The 19,988-nt window shown below is 63.6% G+C and carries 19 protein-coding genes; 14 read left to right on the top strand and 5 right to left on the bottom strand.

Annotated elements, in window-relative coordinates; genetic code table 11:
• The first annotated feature begins 6 nt into the window (after positions 1–6).
• On the top strand, positions 7–342 hold the full coding sequence (gene cyaY, locus BUE21_RS01945; RefSeq protein WP_073354084.1) for an iron donor protein CyaY: 336 nt from the start codon (positions 7–9) through the stop codon (positions 340–342).
• Between the two features lie 20 nt (positions 343–362).
• On the opposite strand, the gene BUE21_RS01950 is transcribed toward cyaY, so the two are convergent.
• Entirely contained in the window at positions 363–1,298 is a 936-nt protein-coding gene (locus BUE21_RS01950) for a DUF3014 domain-containing protein (RefSeq protein ID WP_073354086.1), read from the bottom strand.
• Positions 1,299–1,330: 32 nt separating this feature from the next.
• The gene (locus BUE21_RS01955) at positions 1,331–2,371 is read right to left on the bottom strand and encodes an NAD(P)H-dependent flavin oxidoreductase (RefSeq protein WP_073354088.1); all 1,041 of its coding nucleotides are present in this window, start codon (positions 2,369–2,371) and stop codon (positions 1,331–1,333) included.
• Between the two features lie 501 nt (positions 2,372–2,872).
• Between BUE21_RS01955 and BUE21_RS01960 the strand changes: the two genes are divergently transcribed.
• The 4 genes from BUE21_RS01960 (at position 2,873) to BUE21_RS01975 (ending at position 8,431) form a co-directional block, all read left to right on the top strand.
• Positions 2,873–5,311, top strand: a complete 2,439-nt coding sequence (locus BUE21_RS01960; RefSeq protein WP_073354090.1) for a TonB-dependent siderophore receptor — start codon at positions 2,873–2,875, stop codon at positions 5,309–5,311.
• 13 nt (positions 5,312–5,324) lie between these two features.
• Entirely contained in the window at positions 5,325–6,974 is a 1,650-nt protein-coding gene (locus tag BUE21_RS01965; RefSeq protein WP_073354093.1) for a multicopper oxidase family protein, read from the top strand.
• A gap of 158 nt (positions 6,975–7,132) precedes the next feature.
• Positions 7,133–7,816, top strand: coding sequence for a DUF2501 domain-containing protein (locus tag BUE21_RS01970; RefSeq protein ID WP_234971019.1), 684 nt, complete (start codon positions 7,133–7,135; stop codon positions 7,814–7,816).
• A 9-nt stretch (positions 7,817–7,825) separates the two neighbouring features.
• Entirely contained in the window at positions 7,826–8,431 is a 606-nt protein-coding gene (locus BUE21_RS01975; RefSeq protein WP_073354096.1) for a flavin reductase family protein, read from the top strand.
• An 11-nt stretch (positions 8,432–8,442) separates the two neighbouring features.
• Here the strand turns inward: BUE21_RS01975 and BUE21_RS01980 are convergent, their stop codons facing one another.
• The 3 genes from BUE21_RS01980 to BUE21_RS01990 all read right to left on the bottom strand — a co-directional run bounded on the left by BUE21_RS01980 (position 8,443) and on the right by BUE21_RS01990 (position 11,457).
• A complete protein-coding gene (locus BUE21_RS01980) occupies positions 8,443–9,765 on the bottom strand; it encodes a tryptophan--tRNA ligase (protein ID WP_073354098.1) in 1,323 nt (440 codons plus the stop codon).
• Positions 9,766–9,805: 40 nt separating this feature from the next.
• The gene (locus BUE21_RS01985) at positions 9,806–10,471 is read right to left on the bottom strand and encodes a site-2 protease family protein (protein WP_073354099.1); all 666 of its coding nucleotides are present in this window, start codon (positions 10,469–10,471) and stop codon (positions 9,806–9,808) included.
• Positions 10,472–10,536: 65 nt separating this feature from the next.
• Positions 10,537–11,457 (bottom strand): LysR substrate-binding domain-containing protein, encoded by a 921-nt coding sequence (locus BUE21_RS01990; RefSeq protein WP_073354102.1) that lies wholly within the window; start codon positions 11,455–11,457, stop codon positions 10,537–10,539.
• A 134-nt stretch (positions 11,458–11,591) separates the two neighbouring features.
• On the opposite strand from BUE21_RS01990, the gene hcaE reads away from it, so the two are divergent.
• From hcaE to BUE21_RS02035, 9 genes are all read left to right on the top strand, one after another.
• Positions 11,592–12,956 (top strand): 3-phenylpropionate/cinnamic acid dioxygenase subunit alpha, encoded by a 1,365-nt coding sequence (gene hcaE, locus BUE21_RS01995; protein ID WP_073354105.1) that lies wholly within the window; start codon positions 11,592–11,594, stop codon positions 12,954–12,956.
• On the top strand, positions 12,953–13,510 hold the full coding sequence (gene hcaF / locus BUE21_RS02000; RefSeq protein ID WP_073354107.1) for a 3-phenylpropionate/cinnamic acid dioxygenase subunit beta: 558 nt from the start codon (positions 12,953–12,955) through the stop codon (positions 13,508–13,510). Before hcaE ends, hcaF begins: the two co-directional genes overlap by 4 nt.
• Positions 13,511–13,512: 2 nt before the next feature.
• Positions 13,513–13,833 carry a 3-phenylpropionate/cinnamic acid dioxygenase ferredoxin subunit gene (gene hcaC / locus BUE21_RS02005; protein WP_073354110.1) on the top strand — a complete coding sequence of 107 codons (321 nt, stop codon included), beginning with the start codon at positions 13,513–13,515 and terminating at the stop codon, positions 13,831–13,833.
• Positions 13,833–14,645: a 3-phenylpropionate-dihydrodiol/cinnamic acid-dihydrodiol dehydrogenase gene (gene hcaB, locus BUE21_RS02010; protein ID WP_073354113.1), complete on the top strand. Its 813-nt coding sequence runs from the start codon at positions 13,833–13,835 to the stop codon at positions 14,643–14,645. Before hcaC ends, hcaB begins: the two co-directional genes overlap by 1 nt.
• 114 nt (positions 14,646–14,759) lie before the next feature.
• Positions 14,760–15,974 (top strand): 3-phenylpropionate/cinnamic acid dioxygenase ferredoxin--NAD(+) reductase subunit, encoded by a 1,215-nt coding sequence (hcaD, locus tag BUE21_RS02015; protein WP_073354212.1) that lies wholly within the window; start codon positions 14,760–14,762, stop codon positions 15,972–15,974.
• Positions 15,975–16,137: 163 nt separating this feature from the next.
• Complete coding sequence (locus BUE21_RS02020) at positions 16,138–17,097, top strand: 3-carboxyethylcatechol 2,3-dioxygenase (RefSeq protein ID WP_073354116.1); 960 nt, start codon at positions 16,138–16,140, stop codon at positions 17,095–17,097.
• Between the two features lie 218 nt (positions 17,098–17,315).
• Entirely contained in the window at positions 17,316–18,185 is an 870-nt protein-coding gene (locus tag BUE21_RS02025) for an alpha/beta fold hydrolase (RefSeq protein ID WP_073354117.1), read from the top strand.
• A gap of 48 nt (positions 18,186–18,233) precedes the next feature.
• Positions 18,234–19,043, top strand: a complete 810-nt coding sequence (mhpD, locus tag BUE21_RS02030) for a 2-keto-4-pentenoate hydratase (protein ID WP_073354119.1) — start codon at positions 18,234–18,236, stop codon at positions 19,041–19,043.
• 3 nt (positions 19,044–19,046) lie between these two features.
• Positions 19,047–19,988, top strand: a complete 942-nt coding sequence (locus tag BUE21_RS02035; RefSeq protein ID WP_073354122.1) for an acetaldehyde dehydrogenase (acetylating) — start codon at positions 19,047–19,049, stop codon at positions 19,986–19,988.

The raw sequence follows: 19,988 nt of genomic DNA on the forward strand, positions 1-19,988 counted from the left end.
ATTGTAATGACAGACTTGGAATACTTGGATCACGCCGATGCACTGCTGTTGTCGGTAGAGCAATCGTGTGACCGCATCAACGATGAAACCGATGCCGACCTGGATGCCCAACGGGTGGGCGGCATGGTGACGATTGTGTTCCCGAATGGTTCACAGATCGTCGTGAACCAGCAAAAGCCCCTGCACGAAATCTGGCTGGCGGCCAAGGCAGGGGGCTTTCACTTCAGGTTCGATGGTGCGCACTGGCAGGACACCAAGGGCGAGGGCGAATTCTTCACGCTTCTCAGCCGCTTTGCCAGCCAGCAGTCGGGCCTCGTACTGGATTTTGCCAGTAGCCGCTAGGCCACGTCTGCCAGCGGGAGTCAAGGGGTGGATGCCGGGGCTGGTGTGCCAGCCGCTGGTACGCTAGTGGCGATTTCGTCGCGGAAGCGGCGCAATTGCGTCTTGATGACACGGGCATTGTCTGCGCCGATGCGCACCAGCACTTTTTGCCCGGCAGACAGCGATTCGAGCTTGGGATCGGCGAATTCGTAGCGCACCCAGGGCTGGCGCGATGCGTGTTCGCCCTTGACCTCTACCAGATGCACTTTGGCGAAGTCCGCTTCGGGGGTGCGCAGCAGGTGGTCGATGACGGTAATCAGCCGGTCGTTGAAATACTTGCCGGGGTAGCCCAGGTCTTCGTATGCCTGCTGGAACAGCGGGTAATAGCGACGGTAGTGGCTGGCCGCCTGCGCCATGTCCACGGACTGGGCAAACACCACAGCGGGCCGGTAGCGGGTGGCATTGGCAGCGGCAATCACCGTGTCCTGCCCGGCGGCATCGTCCTCCACTTCAAAGCGTGGCAGTGTGGGATTGACCGGCCAGCGGCTGATGGGGGCCGAGTTGCGCGGCAGGTTGTCCACCGTTGCCACGAAGCGGCGCACGAAGTCGTTGCTCTGCACGAAGTCGTAGGTGGGCTTCTTCCCCAGCCAGCCCACGATGGCTTCGCGCACCACGGGTTCGGCTTCATTCAATGGCGGCAGTTCGTCGGGTTCGGCGGGTGGCTCGATCAGGTTTTCCGGCTCGGTCGGAGTGTTTTCCAGCAGGTCGCCCTGGCCTTCGGAGAGTTCGCCCGACTGCACCAGGGCCGCATGGCTGGTGGCATCTGCGGAGCTGGACTTGGGCACGACATCGTATTGCTGCCAGAACCACCATGCACCGCCTGCCAGTGCGAGGGTGGCCACGCCCAGGGCCAGCCAGGGCAGGGTGCTGTTGCGCGGTGCGGGGGCCGGTCGTCCGGCGCGGATTCGGTCGCTCATGGTGTGGTCATCCTTGTGTCGCCGGTGCGGGTTCAATCCTGATCGGGTTCCACGCCCGCACCGAGGTAGATGGTAATGTCTGCGGCGGGTTGCTGGAGCAAATCCTGGTTGTTCTGCCCCGACCACAGCGGCGAGAAGTCGGTCTTGCCGACGGCCTCGGCCTGCTGGCGCAGGCGCGTCAGGGCACTGCCCGCCAGCGGGAAGGCCGGAGCCTTTGACTGCACGGCCGCCAGATCGGCCATGAGGCGGTTCACCAGTCCCCGTGCCGGGCGGCCGGTCAGTGTGCGCGTCAGGGCCGTGTGGTGCGCTCCTTCACCTTGCAGGGCCTGGCGGTGCAATGCGCTGGTGGTGGCTTCGTGCGCCAGCAGATAGGCCGTGCCTGCCTGCACGCCCGCTGCACCCAGTGCCAGTGCGGCGCGAGCCGTGTGGCGGCCTGCCACGCCACCGGCGGCAATCACCGGAACCTGCAAATGCTTGGCCAGCAGTGGAACCAGCGCGAACGTGCCCGTTTGCAGACTCAGGTCGTCCGACAGAAAGTGCCCCCTGTGCCCTCCGGCTTCCAGCCCCTGGGCGATGACGGCATCGGCCCCGTGCGCCTCCAGCCACAGCCCTTCTTCCACCGTGGTGGCCGACGACAGCACGATGGCATCCCAGCTTTTCACATACTCCAGCAGTTTGGCATCGGGCAGGCCGAAATGGAAACTCACCACCGGTGGGCGAAAGGCCGCCAGTGTGTCGGCCACGTCGGCATTGAAGGGCTGGCGTGCCGGTTGCAGCGGCAGCAGCGCGCTGGCATCGATGCCGTATTCATCGAAGTAGGGCTGCAAATGCGCCAGCCAGTCGGCTTGCTGCTGCGCGTCGGGCACGGGTTGGGCATGGCAGAAGCAATTGACGTTGTAGGGCTTGTCCGTGCCCTGCTGGAGCAGGCGCAGTTGCTGCTCCAGCTCCGGCAAGCTGAACTGGGCCGCAGGCAGGGAACCCAGCCCGCCCGCTTCGCTGACGGCAATGGCCAGACGGGCATCCTGCACCCCTGCCATCGGTGCCTGGATGACGGGAAGGTGGATGCCCAGCATGGATTTGAGGAATTGGTGTTGGGACACGATGGGCCTTTCGGATGGGTGAGAGGCCACCTTCCCCACAGAGCGGGAGGCAGGTGGCGGTTGCAATCAATGCTTTCTACAAACCAGGGGCGATTGTGTCAAGGGATTGATTGCATGCGATGGGAGATGAGAAGATTGCCTTATTGATTTTTTGATGAATGCAAATAACTTTTATAAATATTAGAAGTTTATAATTTCATTCCGGGAGCTGCCTGTGACGGCAGTGTTCCCGTTCAACAGCCAGCCAGATCGAGGGCTTCTGCCGCTCCAGTTCCAGCCAGCCAGTGGTTTCATGCACATGCAGGAATGTCTGTTCCTGTGGAATTCAAGGAAATTGCTGTGCCATTACACAGAAAAAATGAAAAAGTTTCGGCGTGGCCTGTGCTGCCGGAGGGTGGGGTTTCGAGGGTTGCGGCGGCGGTACTGGGCGTGCTGGCCCTGTCCTTGTCGGTTCATGACGCACGCGCACAAGCAATGCCGGATGGCCATGCGCAGCACAGCCCCATCATGGAATTCGACATGCCCGCCCAGCCACTGGCAGCGGCATTGCGCACCTTCAGCGAAAAGGCACCGGCACGCATGCACCTGGTGTATGACAGCGCGTGGCTGGCAGGCAAACAGGCCCCGGCATTGCGCGGCAGCTACAACCCGCGTGATGCCTTGGATCGATTGCTGCAAGGCAGCGGTATTGTGGTGGTGCAAGCCGCGCAGGGAGTCATCGAGCTGGGGCTGGCCGATGCAGCGCAATCCCATGCTGCTGCGCACTTGCCTGCCGATAACCGGAGCGTGGCTGTCTTGCCGCAGGTGACCGTACTGTCGGCGCATTTGCCAGGGCAGACGGAAAACACCGGTTTGTACACACCCGAGGCCGTCACTGTAGGGGGCAAGGTCGAGCAGTCTCTGCGTGAAGTGCCGCGCTCCATTTCCACCATCACGCGCACGCAACTGGACGATCAGGGCATCACGACCCTGGAGGACGCGCTGGAGCAACTGCCCGGTGTGACCATCTCCCCAGCAGACCATTTCAGTGCGGCTACCTATACCGCACGCGGTTTTACCATCCAGAAGATTTTGGTGGACGGCAGCATTGTGGGTGGGCATGACGGCATGGACAGCTCCGTCAATACCAGCCTGGCCATGTACGACAACGTGCAGTTGCTGCGCGGGCCGGATGCACTGTTCTCCGGCCAGGGGTTGCCGGGTGCCAGTATCAACCTGACGCGCAAGCGTCCGACCCAAGGCTTCCAGGCCAAGGCCGCACTGTCTGCCGGTTCATGGAGCAATTACCTGGGCGAAATGGACATCAGCAGCCCGCTCAATGCCAGTGGCAGCATCCGTGGGCGTGTGGTGGCTTCCTACAACGACAAGGAGCAGTTCTGGGACAACGCCGAAAGCAAACGCTCGCAGTTTTATGGCGTGGTGGATGTGGACCTGGCCCCGCGCAGCACCGTGACCCTGGGGGCCAGCAAAACCCGTCAATGGGGCACCGGCGGCATCAGCAACCCTGGCCTGCCGCGCTACACCAATGGCGATCCGCTGCCGATACCGCGCAGCATGGGCACGACGCTGTATGACCACCGCAATACGGATTCGGAGAGCTATTTCGCATCGCTCCAGCACCAACTGGAGAATAACTGGAAGCTCAAGCTGAGCGCGGTACATACGGAAAGCCTGACCGATCTGCGGATTTCCCGCTACCAGGGTGCAGTGACACCCGGCATGACGACGGGATCGACACTGGCCATGTGGGGGGGCAATACCGAAAACCGTGTCAATACGCTGGATTTCAACCTCAGTGGTGATTTCAACTGGCTCGACCGCAGCCACAGCTTTGTGGTGGGCGGCGACTACCGAAAAACCAAGAACTACAACGACCGTGGGCCTTATGGCACGGTTGCCAGAATCGATTGGGCCACATGGGACCCCTCCGCTCCATTCACGCTGCCTGCCTGGTCGGCCCGCCAAGGGTGGAACAATGACATCACCGACCAGAAGCTGTATGGCTACGGAAAATTCCAGCTTCATGGCCCCGTCAGGCTGGTGCTGGGCGGGAGCTACTCCAACTACAAGGTCGATCAAATCCATATCTCTGATGTCGTGACGGGACACCAAAGAACCACCGGCACGTTCACACCCTATACCGCATTGATGGTGGATGTTGCCCCGCAATGGACGGCCTGTTTCACCACGGCGCGAGGCATTCAGGATCAGAGCGACTACTACACGCCCGCCTATGAACCCATGTCCGAGGCCAAAAGCCGCAGCTATGAACTGGGCCTGAAGGGTGAACTGATGGATGGTCGGCTCAACACCAACATCACCTTCTACGACATGCAGCGCGATAACGTGGCAACCCGGCTCTACAACGATGCCAATTTCGACGAAGAAGGTCATTATTGCTGCTACGTCGGGGCCGACGCACAGAGTTCACGCGGGGTGGAAATCGATGTCAGCGGTGCCATCACGCCGAGCTGGCAGGTCAATGCAGGCTACACGTTCGATGACAATCAATCGGAATACGGTTCAGAAGATGGCAATCGCTATGCCAGCTTCACGCCCCGCCATACGCTGCGTCTGTGGAGCAGCTACCGCCTGAGTGGCGCGGCCAGCGGTTGGCGTGTGGGCGGTGGCATCAAGGCCCAATCCAAGGCATTCAGCAGCGGCACCGTCAGAACCTGGAATGAAGCCACGCAAGACTACACCGGCCCTGCCGTACCGTATGACTTCTTCAGTTCCGGGCGTGCGGTGTACAGCCTGTTTGCGCAACACCAGATTGCCAAAGACTGGCAACTGGCCCTGAACGTGGACAACCTGTTCGACAAAAAATACTTCATGACAACCGGCTCGACTTCCACGGGCAACTTCTACGGTGCACCGCGCAGCTTCCGCGTGACCTTGCGTGGCACGTTCTGAGCAAGGTGGCCACATGAACGATCAGAACCGCCAAACCAACCAGCCAAGGCGTGCCTTCCTGCGTCTGGGGGCCGCCGCCGGGCTGGCCGTGCCCGCCACGCTGTACGCGCAGCACAACCACAACGCCGCACCCGCATCCGCCACAGCCCAGAACGCAGGGGCAGGGTCAGCCGGTGGCAACCGACCGCGCGGTATGCAGATGGCCAATCACGGCCACAGCAGCAGCCGTGCGGCAACGCCTGCCTACACCGGCTCCAGCCAGTTGGCGGATGCTTCCGTGCTGCCCACGGGCCGCCCACTGCCGCCTTTGCAGAAGCTGGCCAACACCAGCAAAGAGCGTGGCAAGTTTGTCGCCACCTTGCGGGCGCAACCCGAACAGCGCGACTGGGTTCCCGGCCACTCCACCACCGTCTGGTGCTACAACCACAGCATCCCCGGCCCATTGGTGGACGTGACCGAAGGCGATACCGTCGAAATCCAGTTCGAGAACCACCTCGCGCAGGAATCCACCGTCCACTGGCATGGCGTGGCCACGCCGCCCGACCAGGATGGCAACCCGCCCGACATCGTCTTGCCCGGAGCCAGCCGCCAGTACCGCTACACGCTGCCGTCCGACTCGGCCAGCACCAACTGGTACCACCCGCATCCGCACGAGATGACCAGCGAGCAAGTCTCGCACGGACTGGCCGGGCCATTCATCGTACGTCCCGCCAACGACCCACTGGCGCACCTGCCCGAACAGCACCTGTTCATCACCGATCTGCGGCTGGCCGACGATGGCAACATCCCGCCCAACACCCGGCGCGACTGGATGTTCGGGCGCGAAGGGCAATTCACCCTCATCAACGGCGAATACCGCCCGCACATCCACGTCGATGGCACGCAACGCTGGCGCATCTGGAACGCCTGCAACGCCCGCTACCTGCGCCTGACGCTGGGTGGCCAGCCCTTCACCCTGGTGGGAACCGATGGCGGCCTGCTGCAACAGCCCGTGCATGGCCTGACCGAGCTGCTGCTCACCCCCGCACAGCGCGCAGAAATCATCGTCCACCCGCCCGAAGGCGGCGGCAGCACCGAGCTGCGCAATGCTGCCTACGACCGGGGAGCCGGTGGGCGCAACCGCCAGAGCGATCAGCCACTGGCCAGCCTCACATTTGCCAGGCAACCAGAATTGCGCCCGGTTCCCGACACCCTGCGCACCATCACCGCGCTGGGCGAACCCCAGGCGTTCCACACCATCTTCATGACCGAGTTGATGGACATGGACGTGATGCGCAACAACAGCGGCAACACCCCGTATGCGCGTCCGCAAGGCCTGTACCTCATGCTCAACGGCCAGATTTACGACATGAACCGCACCGACATCACCGCCCGGCAAGGGCAGGTCGAGCAGTGGCAAGTCACCAATCTCTCGGGCATGGGCATGGATCACCCCTTCCATGTGCATGGCGAACCGTTTCAGGTGGTGGAGCGCGAGTTCCAAGGCCAGCGCACCCCCGAGCCACTGCTGGCCTGGCGCGACACCATCAACGTCCGAGCCGGGGAAACCGTGCGCTTTCGGATGGTGCAAAAACACATCGGCCTGCGCATGTTCCACTGCCACATCCTCGAACACGAAGACCTGGGCATGATGGGCAATTTGATGGTGCTTGCGCCGTCGTGAGAGGGAACCCGCTTTGTTGTGGGCGGGATTCTTGCAGGAAGCACACGAGCCAAGCGTTTGCGGGTATAGACTTTGATGCCGCGTGGTTGGTTTTCAATGCACGTGCATGTGAATGTGCTTTCAAGCCATATTTTCAAGGTTTTTCACAGGAGGTTTCTATGGTTCGAGTGTCCCGTCCATCCATCGCTTTGGGTACTTTGGCTGTTTGTGTGGCAACAGGCATGGCTGCGCATGCGGCAGGGGATTCGCTGGCCGACAAGCTCAAGGCCAGGGCGAATTCGGAGCTGGCAACTTCTGCAGAAAATCAGACGGCTGGCACGGCTGCTGCGGCAGCGGCGGGTGCGCAAGCCGTGACCGGGCAGGCTCAGACGCCAAATGATGCGGCCACCAATGCCTTGCAGAAACTGACCGGCAAAGAATCCACCGGGCTGACATCGTCCGGCTCGAAGGCGAGTGGTTTGGGGGCCGCTGGCGCAGGTGCTGGTTTGCTGGGCGGTGCTTTGGGTGGTTCCGCGTCAGGTGCCTTGAGTGCTTCTGCATTGAGTGGTCTGGGCCTGCCCAGCATTGCCAGCGGCTCGGCGGGTAATGTGGCTGGGGTGCTGGAGTATTGCGTGAAGAACAATTACCTGAAGAAGGCGAATGTCAGCACCATCAAGGACAGTCTTTTGAGTAAAGCGGGTTTGGGCAAGGCCGAACCTGAGAAAGATACGTCTTATGCCAGCGGCCTGAGCGGCATTCTGTCGGGCGGTGATGGCCAATCGTTCAACCTGGGCGGTATTCAAGACAACATCAAGGAAAAGGCTTGCGATTATGTGCTGGATAACGCGGCATCGCTGCTGTAATTTGCAGACATGACGCAAGACACGACGAATCCGCAGGCGGCATACATCGCGGCCGTTGAACTGGAGAAAGCCTATCGGCTGATCAATCATGGCCCGACGGTTTTGGTGTCTGCCAGCCACGATGCAGTGGTGGATGTGATGGCCGCATCCTGGGCTTGCGCGCTGGACTTTGCGCCGCCCAAATTGACGGTAGTGCTGGATAAAAGTACCCGCACGCGTGAACTGGTGGAGCAAAGCAGTCAGTGGGTCGTTCAGGTGCCAACGCTGGCCCAGATGCAAATGGTGCATGCGGTGGGCACCCACAGCCTGCACCAACAACCCGATAAATTGCAGCGGGCAGGTGTGGGCTTGGTTGGGATGCCGGAAAGCACTTTGCCGTTTGTGCAAGGCTGTTCGGCCTGGCTGGCTTGCCGACTGGTGCCCGAGCCGCACAACCAGCAAGCCTACGATCTTTTCATTGGCGAGGTGACAGGCGCATGGGCCGATACCCGCGTGTTTGCCCATGGGCACTGGCATTTCGAGACAGCCGGGCCGCAATGGCGCAGCCTGCACTATGTGGCCGGTGGCCAGTTCTATGCCACGGGCGAGGCTTTTTCGTCAGGCGATGGGCCGTGACCTTGTGATGCTCAGCCCTTCTTGTCGGCGTGGCTTTGCACCAGTTGGTGCAGGGCCTGTGCCAGCGTGTCGTCGTCGCTGTGTGGTTCCAGTTGCGTGGCGAGTGCGGACAGGGCGGCCGCGCCCTGGGTCTTGAGGGCTTTGACGGCATCGCCTGCCTCGCGGCCTGTGGCGTAGGCCTTGCTTTGCAGCAGCAGTTGGCCCTTGGCACTGGTGAGCTTGAAGTAGAACTGGCCGTCGCTCTCGCGGTATTGCTTGATCTGCGGTGGCTCTTCGGCAGCGGGGTGTTCTGGCGCGGGGGCGTGGTCGGCACTGTGGCTGTGCGTCAGCTTGCGCAGGCCCACGGCGTGGCGCAGTTCGGCGAGGTAGGGCACGGCAATGGCGCGTGCGCGTTCGGCTCCCTGCTGGAGGATGTGCTCGATGGCGGCGGGGTCGGCCATCAGGGCGTTGTAGCGTTCGCGCAGCGGGGCGATTTCCTGCTCGACGCGCTCGAACAGTTGCTGCTTGGCATCCCCCCAGCCAATGCCATCGGCGAAGGCTTGGCGCATGGCGGCGGTTTCTGCGTCGCTGGCGAATGCCTGGTAGAGCTGGAACAGGGCACTGCCTTCGGTGTCCTTGGCTTGGCCGGGTGCGCGTGAGTCGGTGGTGATGCCTTGAATGAGCTTGCGCAGTTGCTCGCGCGGCACGAACAGCGGGATGGTGTTGTGGTAGCTCTTGCTCATCTTGCGGCCATCCAGCCCCGGCAGGGTGGCGACGTTTTCATCGATGACCGCTTCGGGCGGCACCAGCAGTTCCTGGCCGTTGCCGTAGAGGTGGTTGAAGCTGGCGGCCATGTCGCGTGCCATTTCGACGTGCTGAATCTGGTCGCGCCCCACGGGCACGCGATGGGCCTGGAACAGCATGATGTCGGCGGCCATCAGCACCGGGTACATGAACAGTCCGGCGGTCACGCCATCGTCGGGTTCGCTGCCGCTGGCGGTGTTCTTGTCCACGGCGGCCTTGTAGGCATGGGCGCGGTTGAGCAGGCCCTTGCCGGTGACGCAGGTCAGCAGCCAGCTCAGTTGCGGGATTTCCGGGATGTCGCTCTGGCGGTAGAACGTGACTTTGGCCGGGTCGAGGCCGCAGGCCAGCCAGGAAGCGGCAATTTCCAGTGTGGAGGTGTGGGTCTGCTCGGGGTTCTGTGCCTTGATGAGGCTGTGCAGATCGGCCAGGAAGTAGAAGTTGTCCACGTCCGTGGCGGACTGGGCGCGCACGGCGGGCCGGATGGCTCCGGCGTAGTTGCCCAGGTGCGGGGTTCCCGAAGGGGTGATGCCGGTGAGGTAGCGAATGGTCATGGCGAGAGAAGGGGAAGAAAAGAGAGGAGGCCGATGGGGTTCAGCCCAGCAGCCAGGCCAGCGGTTGCAGCAGGATGGCCTTGCCCAGATCGACCAGCGGGCGCAGCCAGAAGCGATCGAGAATGCCCATCAGCAGCAGGCCCATGATGATGAAGAATCCGTAAGGCTCCAGCCGCGCCAGGAAGCTGGCGGGCTTGTAGGGCAGCAGCCCCACGGCAATGCGCCCACCATCCAGTGGCGGCAGCGGAAACAGGTTGAGCACGGCCAGCACCAGATTGATGACGATGCCCGCGCTCACCATGCCCATGAAGAAGGTCTCCCGGATGCCCATTGCCAGCAGCAGGCCCAGCAGCAGCGTCCAGATGATGGCCTGGGCGATGTTGGAAGCCGGCCCGGCCAGCGCGATCCAGATCATGTCGCGCCTGGGGTTCTTGAGGTTGCGGGTGTTGATGGGCACGGGCTTGGCATAGCCGAACATGAACGCGCCACTGGTGGCAAAGTACAGCACCAGTGGAATGACGATGGTGCCGATGGGGTCGATGTGCTTGAGCGGGTTGAGCGTGATGCGCCCCAGCATCTGGGCGGTGTTGTCGCCGAAGTGCCGTGCCGCATAGCCATGCGCGGCCTCGTGAATGGTGATGGCCAGCAGCACCGGCAAGGCCATGATGAGGATGTTCTGGATGATGTCGGGATTCATGCCGGGCATTGTCGCAGAGATCGATGCAGCCCGCCCTGCTGTCCGGTACTGCCGCATGGGCAAGGGGGCCGCCTTCAGTATGTGGTGGTGTGCTGGTGCAGGAAGCGGCTGTGGCCGAGTTCGTCCGGGAACACCAGTTGCAGCAGGGTTTGCAGCACGCTGGACTGGCTGTCCTGCCGGTACACCATCAGCAGGTCGATTTCGGGTTGTTCGTCCTCGAACTGGCGGATGCAGACCGAGTGGCTGGCCATGTTGGCGGCGTAGGCGGGCAGCAATGCGTAGCCGATGCCCGCACCCACCAGATTGACGTTGAGCAGGATGTTGGAGGCTTTCTGCACGACCAGGGGCGTGACCCCGTGGCCCGTCAGGAAGGCATCGACCAGATCGTGCACCGGGCTGGAGAAGTTCGGGTCGGTGGCGATCAGCGGCTCGCCATCGAGCAGCCTTGCCGGGATGCGCCGCAGGGTGGCCAACGGGTGGCTGGCGGGCAGGAACAGGCGCAGCGGTTCGGTATAGACGACCTTGCTGACCAGTTCGCTGGAATGCACAGGGGGGCGCATGAAGGCCACGTCGATGTCGCCGCGCAGCAGGGCCTGCTCCTGTTCGCTGGTGTTGAGGCTGTGCAGGATGATGTCCAGCGTGGGGTAGTGCATGCGCAACTCCGGCAGGATGAACGGGAAGACCCGCACTTCCGCCGAGGGCACGAAACCGACGGTGAGGTGCAGGCCGCCGTGCCGCCCCACTTGGCGTGCCCGCGTCAGGGCGTTGTCGGCCTGCATCAGCACCAGCCGGGCTTCTTCCAGGAACACTCGACCGACTTCGGTCAGTTCCACTTTGCGCTTGGTGCGCTGGAACAGCGCGAAGCCCACTTCCTCCTCCAGGCCGATGATCTGTTGGCTCAGCGAGGGTTGCGAGGTGTGCAGGCGTTGTGCTGCACGGGTGAAACTTAAATCATTCGCAACCGCAATAAAATACTTCAGATGTCTTAATTCCATAATGTAATTGATCGTTTTATCGTCTTAATCCAGAGAAAACAAGTATTTTACAGGGCCGCCTGCGTTGCTGAAAATCCGTCTCCAGCACATTGACATGACTCAAGTGTGAAGCCTACGCCAACAGGAGACAAGACATGACCGCAAGCACGATCAAAGACATCGATGCCTTGGTGGACGCACGCCATGGCCGCGTCACGCCATCCATTTACACCGACCCAGACATTTACGATCTGGAGCTGGAGCGCATTTTTGGCCGCTGCTGGCTGTTTCTGGTGCACGAGAGCCAGATTCCGAAGGCGGGGGATTTTTTCAATACCTATATGGGTGAGGATCCGATCGTGGTGGTGCGCCAGAAGGATGGCTCCATCAAGGCTTTCCTCAACCAGTGCCGCCACCGCTCCATGCGCGTGAGCTTTGCCGACTCCGGCAACACCCGTGCCTTCACCTGCCCGTACCACGGCTGGTCGTACGGGGTCAATGGTGCGCTGGTGGATGTGCCGCTGGAATCGCGCGCCTATCCGCAGGGGCTGTGCAAGGAGAAATGGGGCTTGCAGGAAGTCACCCGTGTGGCCAGCTACAAAGGCCTGGTGTTCGGCAACTGGGATGCCACCGCACCGTCGCTGGAAGACTACATGGGCGACATTGCCTGGTACCTCGATGGCGTGCTGGATCGCCGCGAGGGGGGCACCGAGATCATCGGCGGCGTGCACAAGTGGGTGATCGAGTGCAACTGGAAATTCCCGGCCGAGCAGTTCGCCAGCGACCAGTACCACGCCCTCTACACCCACGCCTCGGCGGTGCAGGTGCTGGGAGCCAAGGCCAACGATGCCGCCGACAAGGCCCTGGGGGCAGGGCAGACGGCACGCCCGGTCTGGGAGACCGCCAAGGACGCGCTGCAATTCGGGCAGGACGGCCACGGCAGCGGTTTTTTCTTCACCGAGAAGCCCGATGCCAACGTCTGGGTGGATGGTGAGGTGTCGCAGTATTTCCGCGATACCTACCCGGAGGCCCTGGAGCGGCTGGGCGAGGTGCGCGCCCTGCGCCTGGCCGGGCACAACAATATGTTTCCCACCATGTCCTGGCTCAATGGCACGGCCACCTTGCGGGTGTGGCATCCGCGCGGCCCCAATCAGGTGGAGGTGTGGGCCTTCTGCATTGCCGACAAGGCCGCGTCGCCGGAGGTGAAGGCGGCATTCGAGCGCAGTGCCACCCGTGCCTTCGGGCCTGCCGGGTTTCTGGAGCAGGACGATTCGGAGAACTGGATCGAGGTGCAGAAGGTACTGCGCGGCAAGCGTGCCCGCAGCAGCAGGCTGTGCCTGGAAATGGGGCTGGGGCAGGAACGCCAGCGCGGCGACGGCATTCCCGGCGTGACCAACTACATTTTTTCCGAGACCGCCGCGCGGGGCATGTACCGCCGCTGGGCCGATCTGCTGCTGTCCGACTCCTGGGACGAAGTGCAGCAGCGCACCCGCCAATACACCGAGGAGCTGCTGAAATGAACACCGTGGCCGAAACCCCCGCATCCCTGCCCCCCCTGCTGGCCGTGCCGCTGGAGCTGCACCACGAAATCACCCAGTTCCTTTACCACGAGGCCGAACTGCTGGACGACTGGGAGTTCCGCGACTGGCTGGCCCTGCTGTCGGAAGACATCGAATACACCATGCGCACCACCGTGAACGCGCAGACCCGCGACCGCCGCCGCAGCGTGCAGCCGCCCACCACCTGGGTGTTCAACGACAGCAAGCAGCAGCTCGAACGCCGCATTGCCCGGCTGGAAACCGGCATGGCCTGGGCAGAGGAGCCGCCTTCGCGCACACGCCACAGCGTGGCCAATGTGCGCATCAGGCCCGGAGAACAGGCGGGCGAATACGACATCCGGCTCAATTTCATCCTCTACCGCACCCAGAAGGAACGGGACGAAACCCTGTATGCCGGCATGCGCCAGGACCGGATTCGCCAGGTCGATACGCCACTGGGCTGGCATATCTGCCGCCGCCACATCACCCTCGACCAGGTGGTGTACACCTCCCACAACCTCAGCATTCTGTTCTGACCATGGCCCGTATCCACGTCTGTTCCGAAAGCGATCTGCCCGATGGCGAGGCCATCAAGATCGACTCGCCCCTCAGCCCCATTGCCGTCATCCGCTCCGGTGGCGACCTGTATGCCGTCACCGACCGGTGCAGCCACGGCAATGCCTCCATGTCGGAAGGCTATATCGAGGACGATGGCACGGTGGAATGCCCGCTGCACGCGGCGCGTTTCTGCCTGAAGACCGGCGCGGCCCTGTGCCAGCCAGCCACCGATCCGCTCAGCACCTATCCCGTGGTCGTCGAAGAAGGGGCGATCTATGTGGAATTGCCGGAGACTGTGTAATGGGATGGCTGCAAGACGAAAGCATTCTGGTCACGGGCGGCGGCTCGGGTCTGGGGCTGGCACTGGTGGAGCGTTTTCTGCAAGAGGGCGCGCAGGTGAGCGTGCTGGAGCGCGTGCCCGAGAAGGTGGACGCATTGCGCCAGCGTTTTGGCGATGCGGTGCTGGCCGTGCAGGGCGATGTCACGGTGTATGCCGACAACCAGCGCGCAGTGGCCGCAGCGGTCGAACGCTTTGGCAAGCTGGACGGTTTTGTGGGAAATGCCGCCATCTGGGATCACGGCTCCAGCCTGCTGCAACTCGCTCCCGAGGCTCTGGCGCAGGGCTTTGACGAACTGTTTGCCGTGAACCTCAAGGGCTATCTGCTGGGCGCGAAGGCGGCGGCTCCTGCCCTGCTGGAGTCGCGCGGCAACATGATCTTCACGCTCTCCAACTCGGCGTTCTACCCCGGTGGTGGCGGGCCGCTGTACACCGCCAGCAAGCACGCGGCGGTGGGCCTGATCCGGCAACTGGCCTACGAGCTGGCCCCCAAGGTGCGCGTCAATGGCGTGGGGCCTTGCGGCATGGCCAGCGATCTGCGCGGGCCGGTGTCGCTGGGGCAGGGTGACTTGCGCATCATGGATTCGCGCAGTCCCGAGGCGATTGCCAGCATCCTGCCTTTGCAGTTTTTTCCGCAGGCGGCGGATTTCACCGGGCCGTATGTGTTGCTGGCATCCCGTGCCAACAACCAGGTGCTCAGTGGCGTGATGATCCAGGCCGATGCCGGGCTGGGGATTCGCGGCATCCGCCATGTGGCGGGCGGGCTGGAGCTGTAGCCTTCGGGCCGGTTTTTGCAGAGCGGCCGCTGGCAGCGCATGGCACACGGGTGGAGCGCGCCATCTGGCCACAGAGAAAAAGAACGAAAAAGCCAACAGGCAGGAGACAACGGAATGGACATTTCCAGCATCGTGATCGTGGGTGCGGGGCAGGCCGGGGCCGGCGCAGTGGCACAACTGCGGCTCAAGGGCTATGCCGGTCGCATCGTGCTGGTCGGGGACGAATCGCACCCGCCCTACGAACGCCCACCCCTATCCAAGGACGTGCTGTTGCAGCCCGAGCGCACCCGCTGCACCATCCACCCCAGTGATTTCTATGAGACGCACCGGGTGGAACTGCGGCTGGGCACGCGCGTGACGGCCCTTGATGCCGCCGCGCGCCGCCTCACCCTGTCCGATGGCAGCACACTGGACTATGACCGGCTGCTGCTGGCCACCGGGGCCACGGTGCGCCGCCTGCCGCTGCTGGACGCGCTGGGCCAGGGCGTGTACACCCTGCGCACCCTCGACGATGCCCGCGCACTGCTCCAGGAGTTGCGCCCGGGTCGCCGCATTCTGCTGGTCGGCGGCGGCGTGATCGGACTGGAGCTGGCATCTTCTGCCGTGGAACTGGGGGCACAGGTCAGTCTGGTGGAGCAGGCGGCGTTGCCGATGGCCCGCACCGCACCGCCGCTGCTGAGCGAATACCTGTGCGACGTGCATCGGGCGCGGGGCGTGGCACTGCATCTGAATGCGCGGCTGGCCTCGGCCACGCGCGAAGGCGACACGCTGGTGCTGACCTTGCAGGACGGCACGCGGCTGCAAGGCGATGCCATCGTCTACGGCATCGGGGTCGAGCCCGATGTGGCACTGGCGCGGCAGGCCGGGCTGGTTGTGGACAACGGCATCTGCGTGGATGCGCACTGCCGCAGCTCCGACCCATCCATTTATGCGGCAGGCGATGTGGCCGCACAGGGCGGCCTGCGGCGCGAAACCTGGGAGAACGCCAACCATCAGGCCAGCGTGGCAGCCCATGCCATGCTGGGGCTGGAGCCGCCCGCCGACCCCGTGCCGTGGTACTGGACCGACCAGTGCGACTTGAACATCCAGTTTGCGGGCGACATGGCCGCACGGCACTGGCTGGTGCGCGGCACACCGGGAATGCCCCCGTTCATGCTGTTCGGTCTGGACGACGAGGGGGTGCTCACCGCCGCCATCACCATCAATCAGGGACGTGACATGCGCAGTGCCAAGGAACTGATGGCCCGCCGTGCCCGGCTGCCCGCTGAAGTGCTGACCGACCCGCAGCAGAGCCTGCGCAACCTCAGCCGCCACCTGCCAGAAGCCTGACAGATCGCTGTCACAGCCGATTTGCGCTGCTTGTGGCCGAGACCCACCGGCAGAGTGCCGCGCTGGCCTTGCCTGTGCTCGACTGTGCACGCCAGCCACCGATCCAACCCGAAAGAGCCGCACACCAGCGTGCCTGCACCATACCCCAAGGAGACCCCAAGCCATGACCGCCCGCCTGCAATGCCTGTCCCACACGCCCCTGGTCGGCCATGTGGACCCCGCCCAAGACGTGCTGCACGAAGTGCGCCAGACCATCGCCGAGGCCCGCGACTGGATCGCCACGTTCGACCCGGAACTGGTCGTGTTGTTTTCGCCCGATCACTTCAACGGCTTCTTCTACGACACCATGCCGCCGTTCTGCATCGGCATGCAGGCCCACGCCATCGGCGACTTCGGCACACCGGCCGGGCCGCTGAACGTGCCTCAGGAGCTGGCGCGCGATTGCGTGCAGGCCTTGCTGGAAGACGGCGTGGACGTGGCCATGTCCTACACCATGCAGGTCGATCATGGCTTTTCGCAGCCGCTCGATGAGCTGCTGGGCGCAATCGATGCCCGTCCGGTGATTCCGGTGTTCATCAACGCCGTGGCCGCGCCCCTGCCCACCTTTGCCCGCGCCAGGGTGCTGGGCGAGGCCATCGGACGCTTTGCCCGCAGCCTGAACCGGCGCGTGCTGTTTGTCGGATCGGGCGGGCTGTCGCACCAGCCGCCCGTGCCGGAACTGGCCACCGCGAACGAGCACATCCGCGACCGTCTGCTGGGCAGTGGCCGCAACCTGCCACCCGCCGAGCGCGAGGCGCGCCAGCAGCGCGTCATCCATGCCGCCCTGCGCTTCATCGAAGACCAGCACAGCCTGCACCCGCTCAACCCGCAATGGGATCGGCACTTCATGGAGCTGCTCTCGCAGGGCCGTTTCGCCGAACTCGATGCCTTGCGCAACGATGAGGTCTCGCGTCTGGCCGGACGTTCCACCCACGAGGTCAAGACCTGGGTGGCAGCCTTCGCCGCGCTCTCCAGCTTTGGAGCCTACGAAACCCGCGCACCCTACTACCGTCCGATTCCCGAATGGATTGCCGGTTTCGGGGCCATCGGTGCGCAGACCCAGACCGGTGTGGCCGTGGCATAAAGAAACGCTGATTCATTCCGCCCGAGTCGCCGCGCGCCCTGTCGGGATGGGCTGCAAGGCGGTTTTTGGGGTCAATAGTGGTGCTATTGACCCCAAAAGCCAACGCAGCAGACCGCCCGAGAGGGGGATGCAGCGGCCGGGCGGAATGATTCAGCGTTTCCATAAGCCGCGCTGCATCCTTTTCCCCCACTGACCGACCCTATCAGAAAGCAGAGACAATGACCACGACCCCCTTGACCATCACCGAAGCATCGACCAGCCGTTTCGCCCGCCTGCTGGACGAAGGCCGGGAACTGCAAATCCACTACAACGACATCGGCCAGGGGCCGCAGACCGTGGTGATGCTGCACGGCTCCGGCCCCGGCGCGACCGGTTGGGCCAACTTCCACCGCAACATCCAGCCGCTGGTGGATGCGGGCTACCGCGTCATCCTGATGGACTGCCCCGGCTGGGGCAAGAGCGATTCCATCGTCTGCACCGGCTCGCGCTCCGACTTGAACGCTCGCGTGCTCGATCGCCTGCTGGAATCGCTGGGGCTGGAGCAGGTGCACATTCTCGGCAACTCGATGGGCGGGCACAGCGCGGTGGCACTGGCCCTGCAACAGCCGCAGCGCGTGGGCAAACTGGTGCTGATGGGCGGTGGCACCGGCGGCGTCAGCCCCTACGCACCCATGCCCACCGAAGGCATCAAGCTGCTGCAAGGGCTGTACCGCGACCCCAGCATCGAGAACCTGAAGAAGATGATGGCAGTGTTCGTCTTCGACAGCAGCGACCTGACCGAGGAGCTGTTCCAGACCCGCCTGGACAACATGCTGGCGCGGCGCGACCACCTGGAAAACTTCGTCAAGAGCCTGGAAGCGAACCCGCGCCAGTTCCCCGACTTCGGGCCGCGCCTGGGCAGCATCCAGTCGCCCACGCTCATCATCTGGGGCCGCAACGACCGATTCGTGCCCATGGACACTGGCCTGCGCCTGGTGGCAGGCATTCCCCAGTCCGAACTGCACGTCTTCAACCACTGTGGCCACTGGGCGCAGTGGGAACACGCCCCGCGCTTCAACCGCATGGTGCTGGACTTTTTGCAGCACTGACATGGCACGGCTTCTTTCTTTTTCCCTTCCCCTTGCGAGGAAATCCGCATGAACCCCCATCTACCAGAGCACACACTGGAGCAGTGGGCGCGCGCCTTGCGCGACGCCGAAGCCACCGGCCAGCCCATTGCGCCCTTGCGCGAACACATCGGCCCCACCAATGGCGCGGCCGCCTACGCCATCCAGCGCATCAACACCGAACACGCCAAGGCCAGCGGGCGGCGCATCGTGGGGCGCAAGATTGGCCTGACCAACCCCAGGGTGCAGGCACAACTCGGGGTCGATCAGCCCGACTTTGGCGTGCTGTTTGCCGACATGGCCTGGGGCGACAACCAGGCCCTGCCGTTCCATGCCGTGCTGCAACCCAAGATCGAGGCGGAAATCGCCCTGCTGCTGGAGCGCGATCTGCCGCATCCCGAGACCGGCTTTGCCGAGGTGCTGGCGGCCACCGGCTGGGTGCTGCCCGCACTGGAAATCGTCGGCAGCCGGGTGCGCGACTGGGACATCCGCTTTGCCGATACCGTGGCCGACAACGCCTCCAGCGGCCTGTTCGTGCTCGGTGGCCCGGCGCGCCGTCTCGACAGTCTGGAGCTGCGCGAAGCCACCATGCAGATGACGCGCAATGGCGAGCCGGTCTCCAGTGGCAGCGGTGCGGAATGCCTGGGCCATCCCGTCAATGCGGCGGTGTGGCTGGCGCGCACGCTGGCCGCGCTGGGCGAGCCGCTGCAAGCGGGCGACATCGTACTCACCGGCGCGCTGGGGCCGATGGTGGCGGTGCAGCCCGGCGACCAGTTTGAAGCCCGCATTGCCGGCCTGGGCAGTGTGCGGGTACTTTTCGACCATCCACAAGGAACCTGACCCATGAAGAAACTCAAGGCAGCCATCATCGGCCCCGGCAACATCGGCACCGATCTGATGATCAAAATCCTGCGCCACGGCCAGCACCTGGAAATGGGTGCGATGGTTGGCATCGACCCCACTTCCGACGGGCTGGCCCGCGCCGCCCGGCTGGGCGTCGCCACTACCCACGAAGGCGTGGAAGGGCTGGCGCGGCTGGACGTATTCCAGGACATCGACTTCGTCTTCGATGCCACTTCTGCCGGGGCGCATGTGCGCAACGATGCCTTTCTGCGCAGTCTCAAGCCCGGCATCCGCGTGATCGACCTGACCCCGGCGGCCATCGGCCCGTACTGCATTCCGGTGGTGAATGGTCAGGCGCATCTGGATGCGACCAATGTGAACATGGTCACCTGCGGCGGGCAGGCGACCATTCCGATGGTGGCCGCCGTCAGCCGCGTGGCCAAGGTGCACTACGGCGAGATCATCGCCAGCATCTCCAGCAAGTCTGCCGGGCCGGGCACGCGCGCCAATATCGACGAGTTCACCGAGACTACGTCCAAGGCCATCGAAGTGGTGGGAGGCGCAGCCAAGGGCAAGGCCATCATCATCCTGAACCCGGCCGAGCCGCCGCTGATGATGCGCGACACCGTCTATACCCTGAGCGAGCCGGTGGACGAAGCCCTGATTGCCGAATCCGTGGCCCGCCAGGCCGAGGCCGTGCAGCAGTATGTGCCCGGCTACCGCCTCAAGCAAGCTGTGCAGTTCGACCGCATCAGCCCGGATCGTCCCATTCACATTCCCGGCGTGGGGCCGCGCATGAGTGGCCTGAAAACCTCCATTTTCCTGGAGGTGGAAGGCGCGGCCCATTACCTGCCTGCCTACGCGGGCAACCTCGACATCATGACCAGTGCCGCCCTGCGCACTGCCGAGAGCATGGCCCAGCGCATGCTTGCCCAAGCCTGA

The organism is Lampropedia hyalina DSM 16112, assembly GCF_900129055.1.
Lineage (GTDB): Bacteria > Pseudomonadota > Gammaproteobacteria > Burkholderiales > Burkholderiaceae_C > Lampropedia > Lampropedia hyalina.

What these genes read in the sequence shown, in the direction of transcription:
- cyaY (WP_073354084.1), top strand. Translation starts at nt 7, where the DNA reads ATGACAGACTTGGAATACTTGGATCACGCCGATGCACTGCTGTTGTCG.
- BUE21_RS01950 (WP_073354086.1), bottom strand. Translation starts at nt 1,298, where the DNA reads ATGAGCGACCGAATCCGCGCCGGACGACCGGCCCCCGCACCGCGCAAC.
- BUE21_RS01955 (WP_073354088.1), bottom strand. Translation starts at nt 2,371, where the DNA reads ATGCTGGGCATCCACCTTCCCGTCATCCAGGCACCGATGGCAGGGGTG.
- BUE21_RS01960 (WP_073354090.1), top strand. Translation starts at nt 2,873, where the DNA reads ATGCCGGATGGCCATGCGCAGCACAGCCCCATCATGGAATTCGACATG.
- BUE21_RS01965 (WP_073354093.1), top strand. Translation starts at nt 5,325, where the DNA reads ATGAACGATCAGAACCGCCAAACCAACCAGCCAAGGCGTGCCTTCCTG.
- BUE21_RS01970 (WP_234971019.1), top strand. Translation starts at nt 7,133, where the DNA reads ATGGTTCGAGTGTCCCGTCCATCCATCGCTTTGGGTACTTTGGCTGTT.
- BUE21_RS01975 (WP_073354096.1), top strand. Translation starts at nt 7,826, where the DNA reads ATGACGCAAGACACGACGAATCCGCAGGCGGCATACATCGCGGCCGTT.
- BUE21_RS01980 (WP_073354098.1), bottom strand. Translation starts at nt 9,765, where the DNA reads ATGACCATTCGCTACCTCACCGGCATCACCCCTTCGGGAACCCCGCAC.
- BUE21_RS01985 (WP_073354099.1), bottom strand. Translation starts at nt 10,471, where the DNA reads ATGCCCGGCATGAATCCCGACATCATCCAGAACATCCTCATCATGGCC.
- BUE21_RS01990 (WP_073354102.1), bottom strand. Translation starts at nt 11,457, where the DNA reads ATGGAATTAAGACATCTGAAGTATTTTATTGCGGTTGCGAATGATTTA.
- hcaE (WP_073354105.1), top strand. Translation starts at nt 11,592, where the DNA reads ATGACCGCAAGCACGATCAAAGACATCGATGCCTTGGTGGACGCACGC.
- hcaF (WP_073354107.1), top strand. Translation starts at nt 12,953, where the DNA reads ATGAACACCGTGGCCGAAACCCCCGCATCCCTGCCCCCCCTGCTGGCC.
- hcaC (WP_073354110.1), top strand. Translation starts at nt 13,513, where the DNA reads ATGGCCCGTATCCACGTCTGTTCCGAAAGCGATCTGCCCGATGGCGAG.
- hcaB (WP_073354113.1), top strand. Translation starts at nt 13,833, where the DNA reads ATGGGATGGCTGCAAGACGAAAGCATTCTGGTCACGGGCGGCGGCTCG.
- hcaD (WP_073354212.1), top strand. Translation starts at nt 14,760, where the DNA reads ATGGACATTTCCAGCATCGTGATCGTGGGTGCGGGGCAGGCCGGGGCC.
- BUE21_RS02020 (WP_073354116.1), top strand. Translation starts at nt 16,138, where the DNA reads ATGACCGCCCGCCTGCAATGCCTGTCCCACACGCCCCTGGTCGGCCAT.
- BUE21_RS02025 (WP_073354117.1), top strand. Translation starts at nt 17,316, where the DNA reads ATGACCACGACCCCCTTGACCATCACCGAAGCATCGACCAGCCGTTTC.
- mhpD (WP_073354119.1), top strand. Translation starts at nt 18,234, where the DNA reads ATGAACCCCCATCTACCAGAGCACACACTGGAGCAGTGGGCGCGCGCC.
- BUE21_RS02035 (WP_073354122.1), top strand. Translation starts at nt 19,047, where the DNA reads ATGAAGAAACTCAAGGCAGCCATCATCGGCCCCGGCAACATCGGCACC.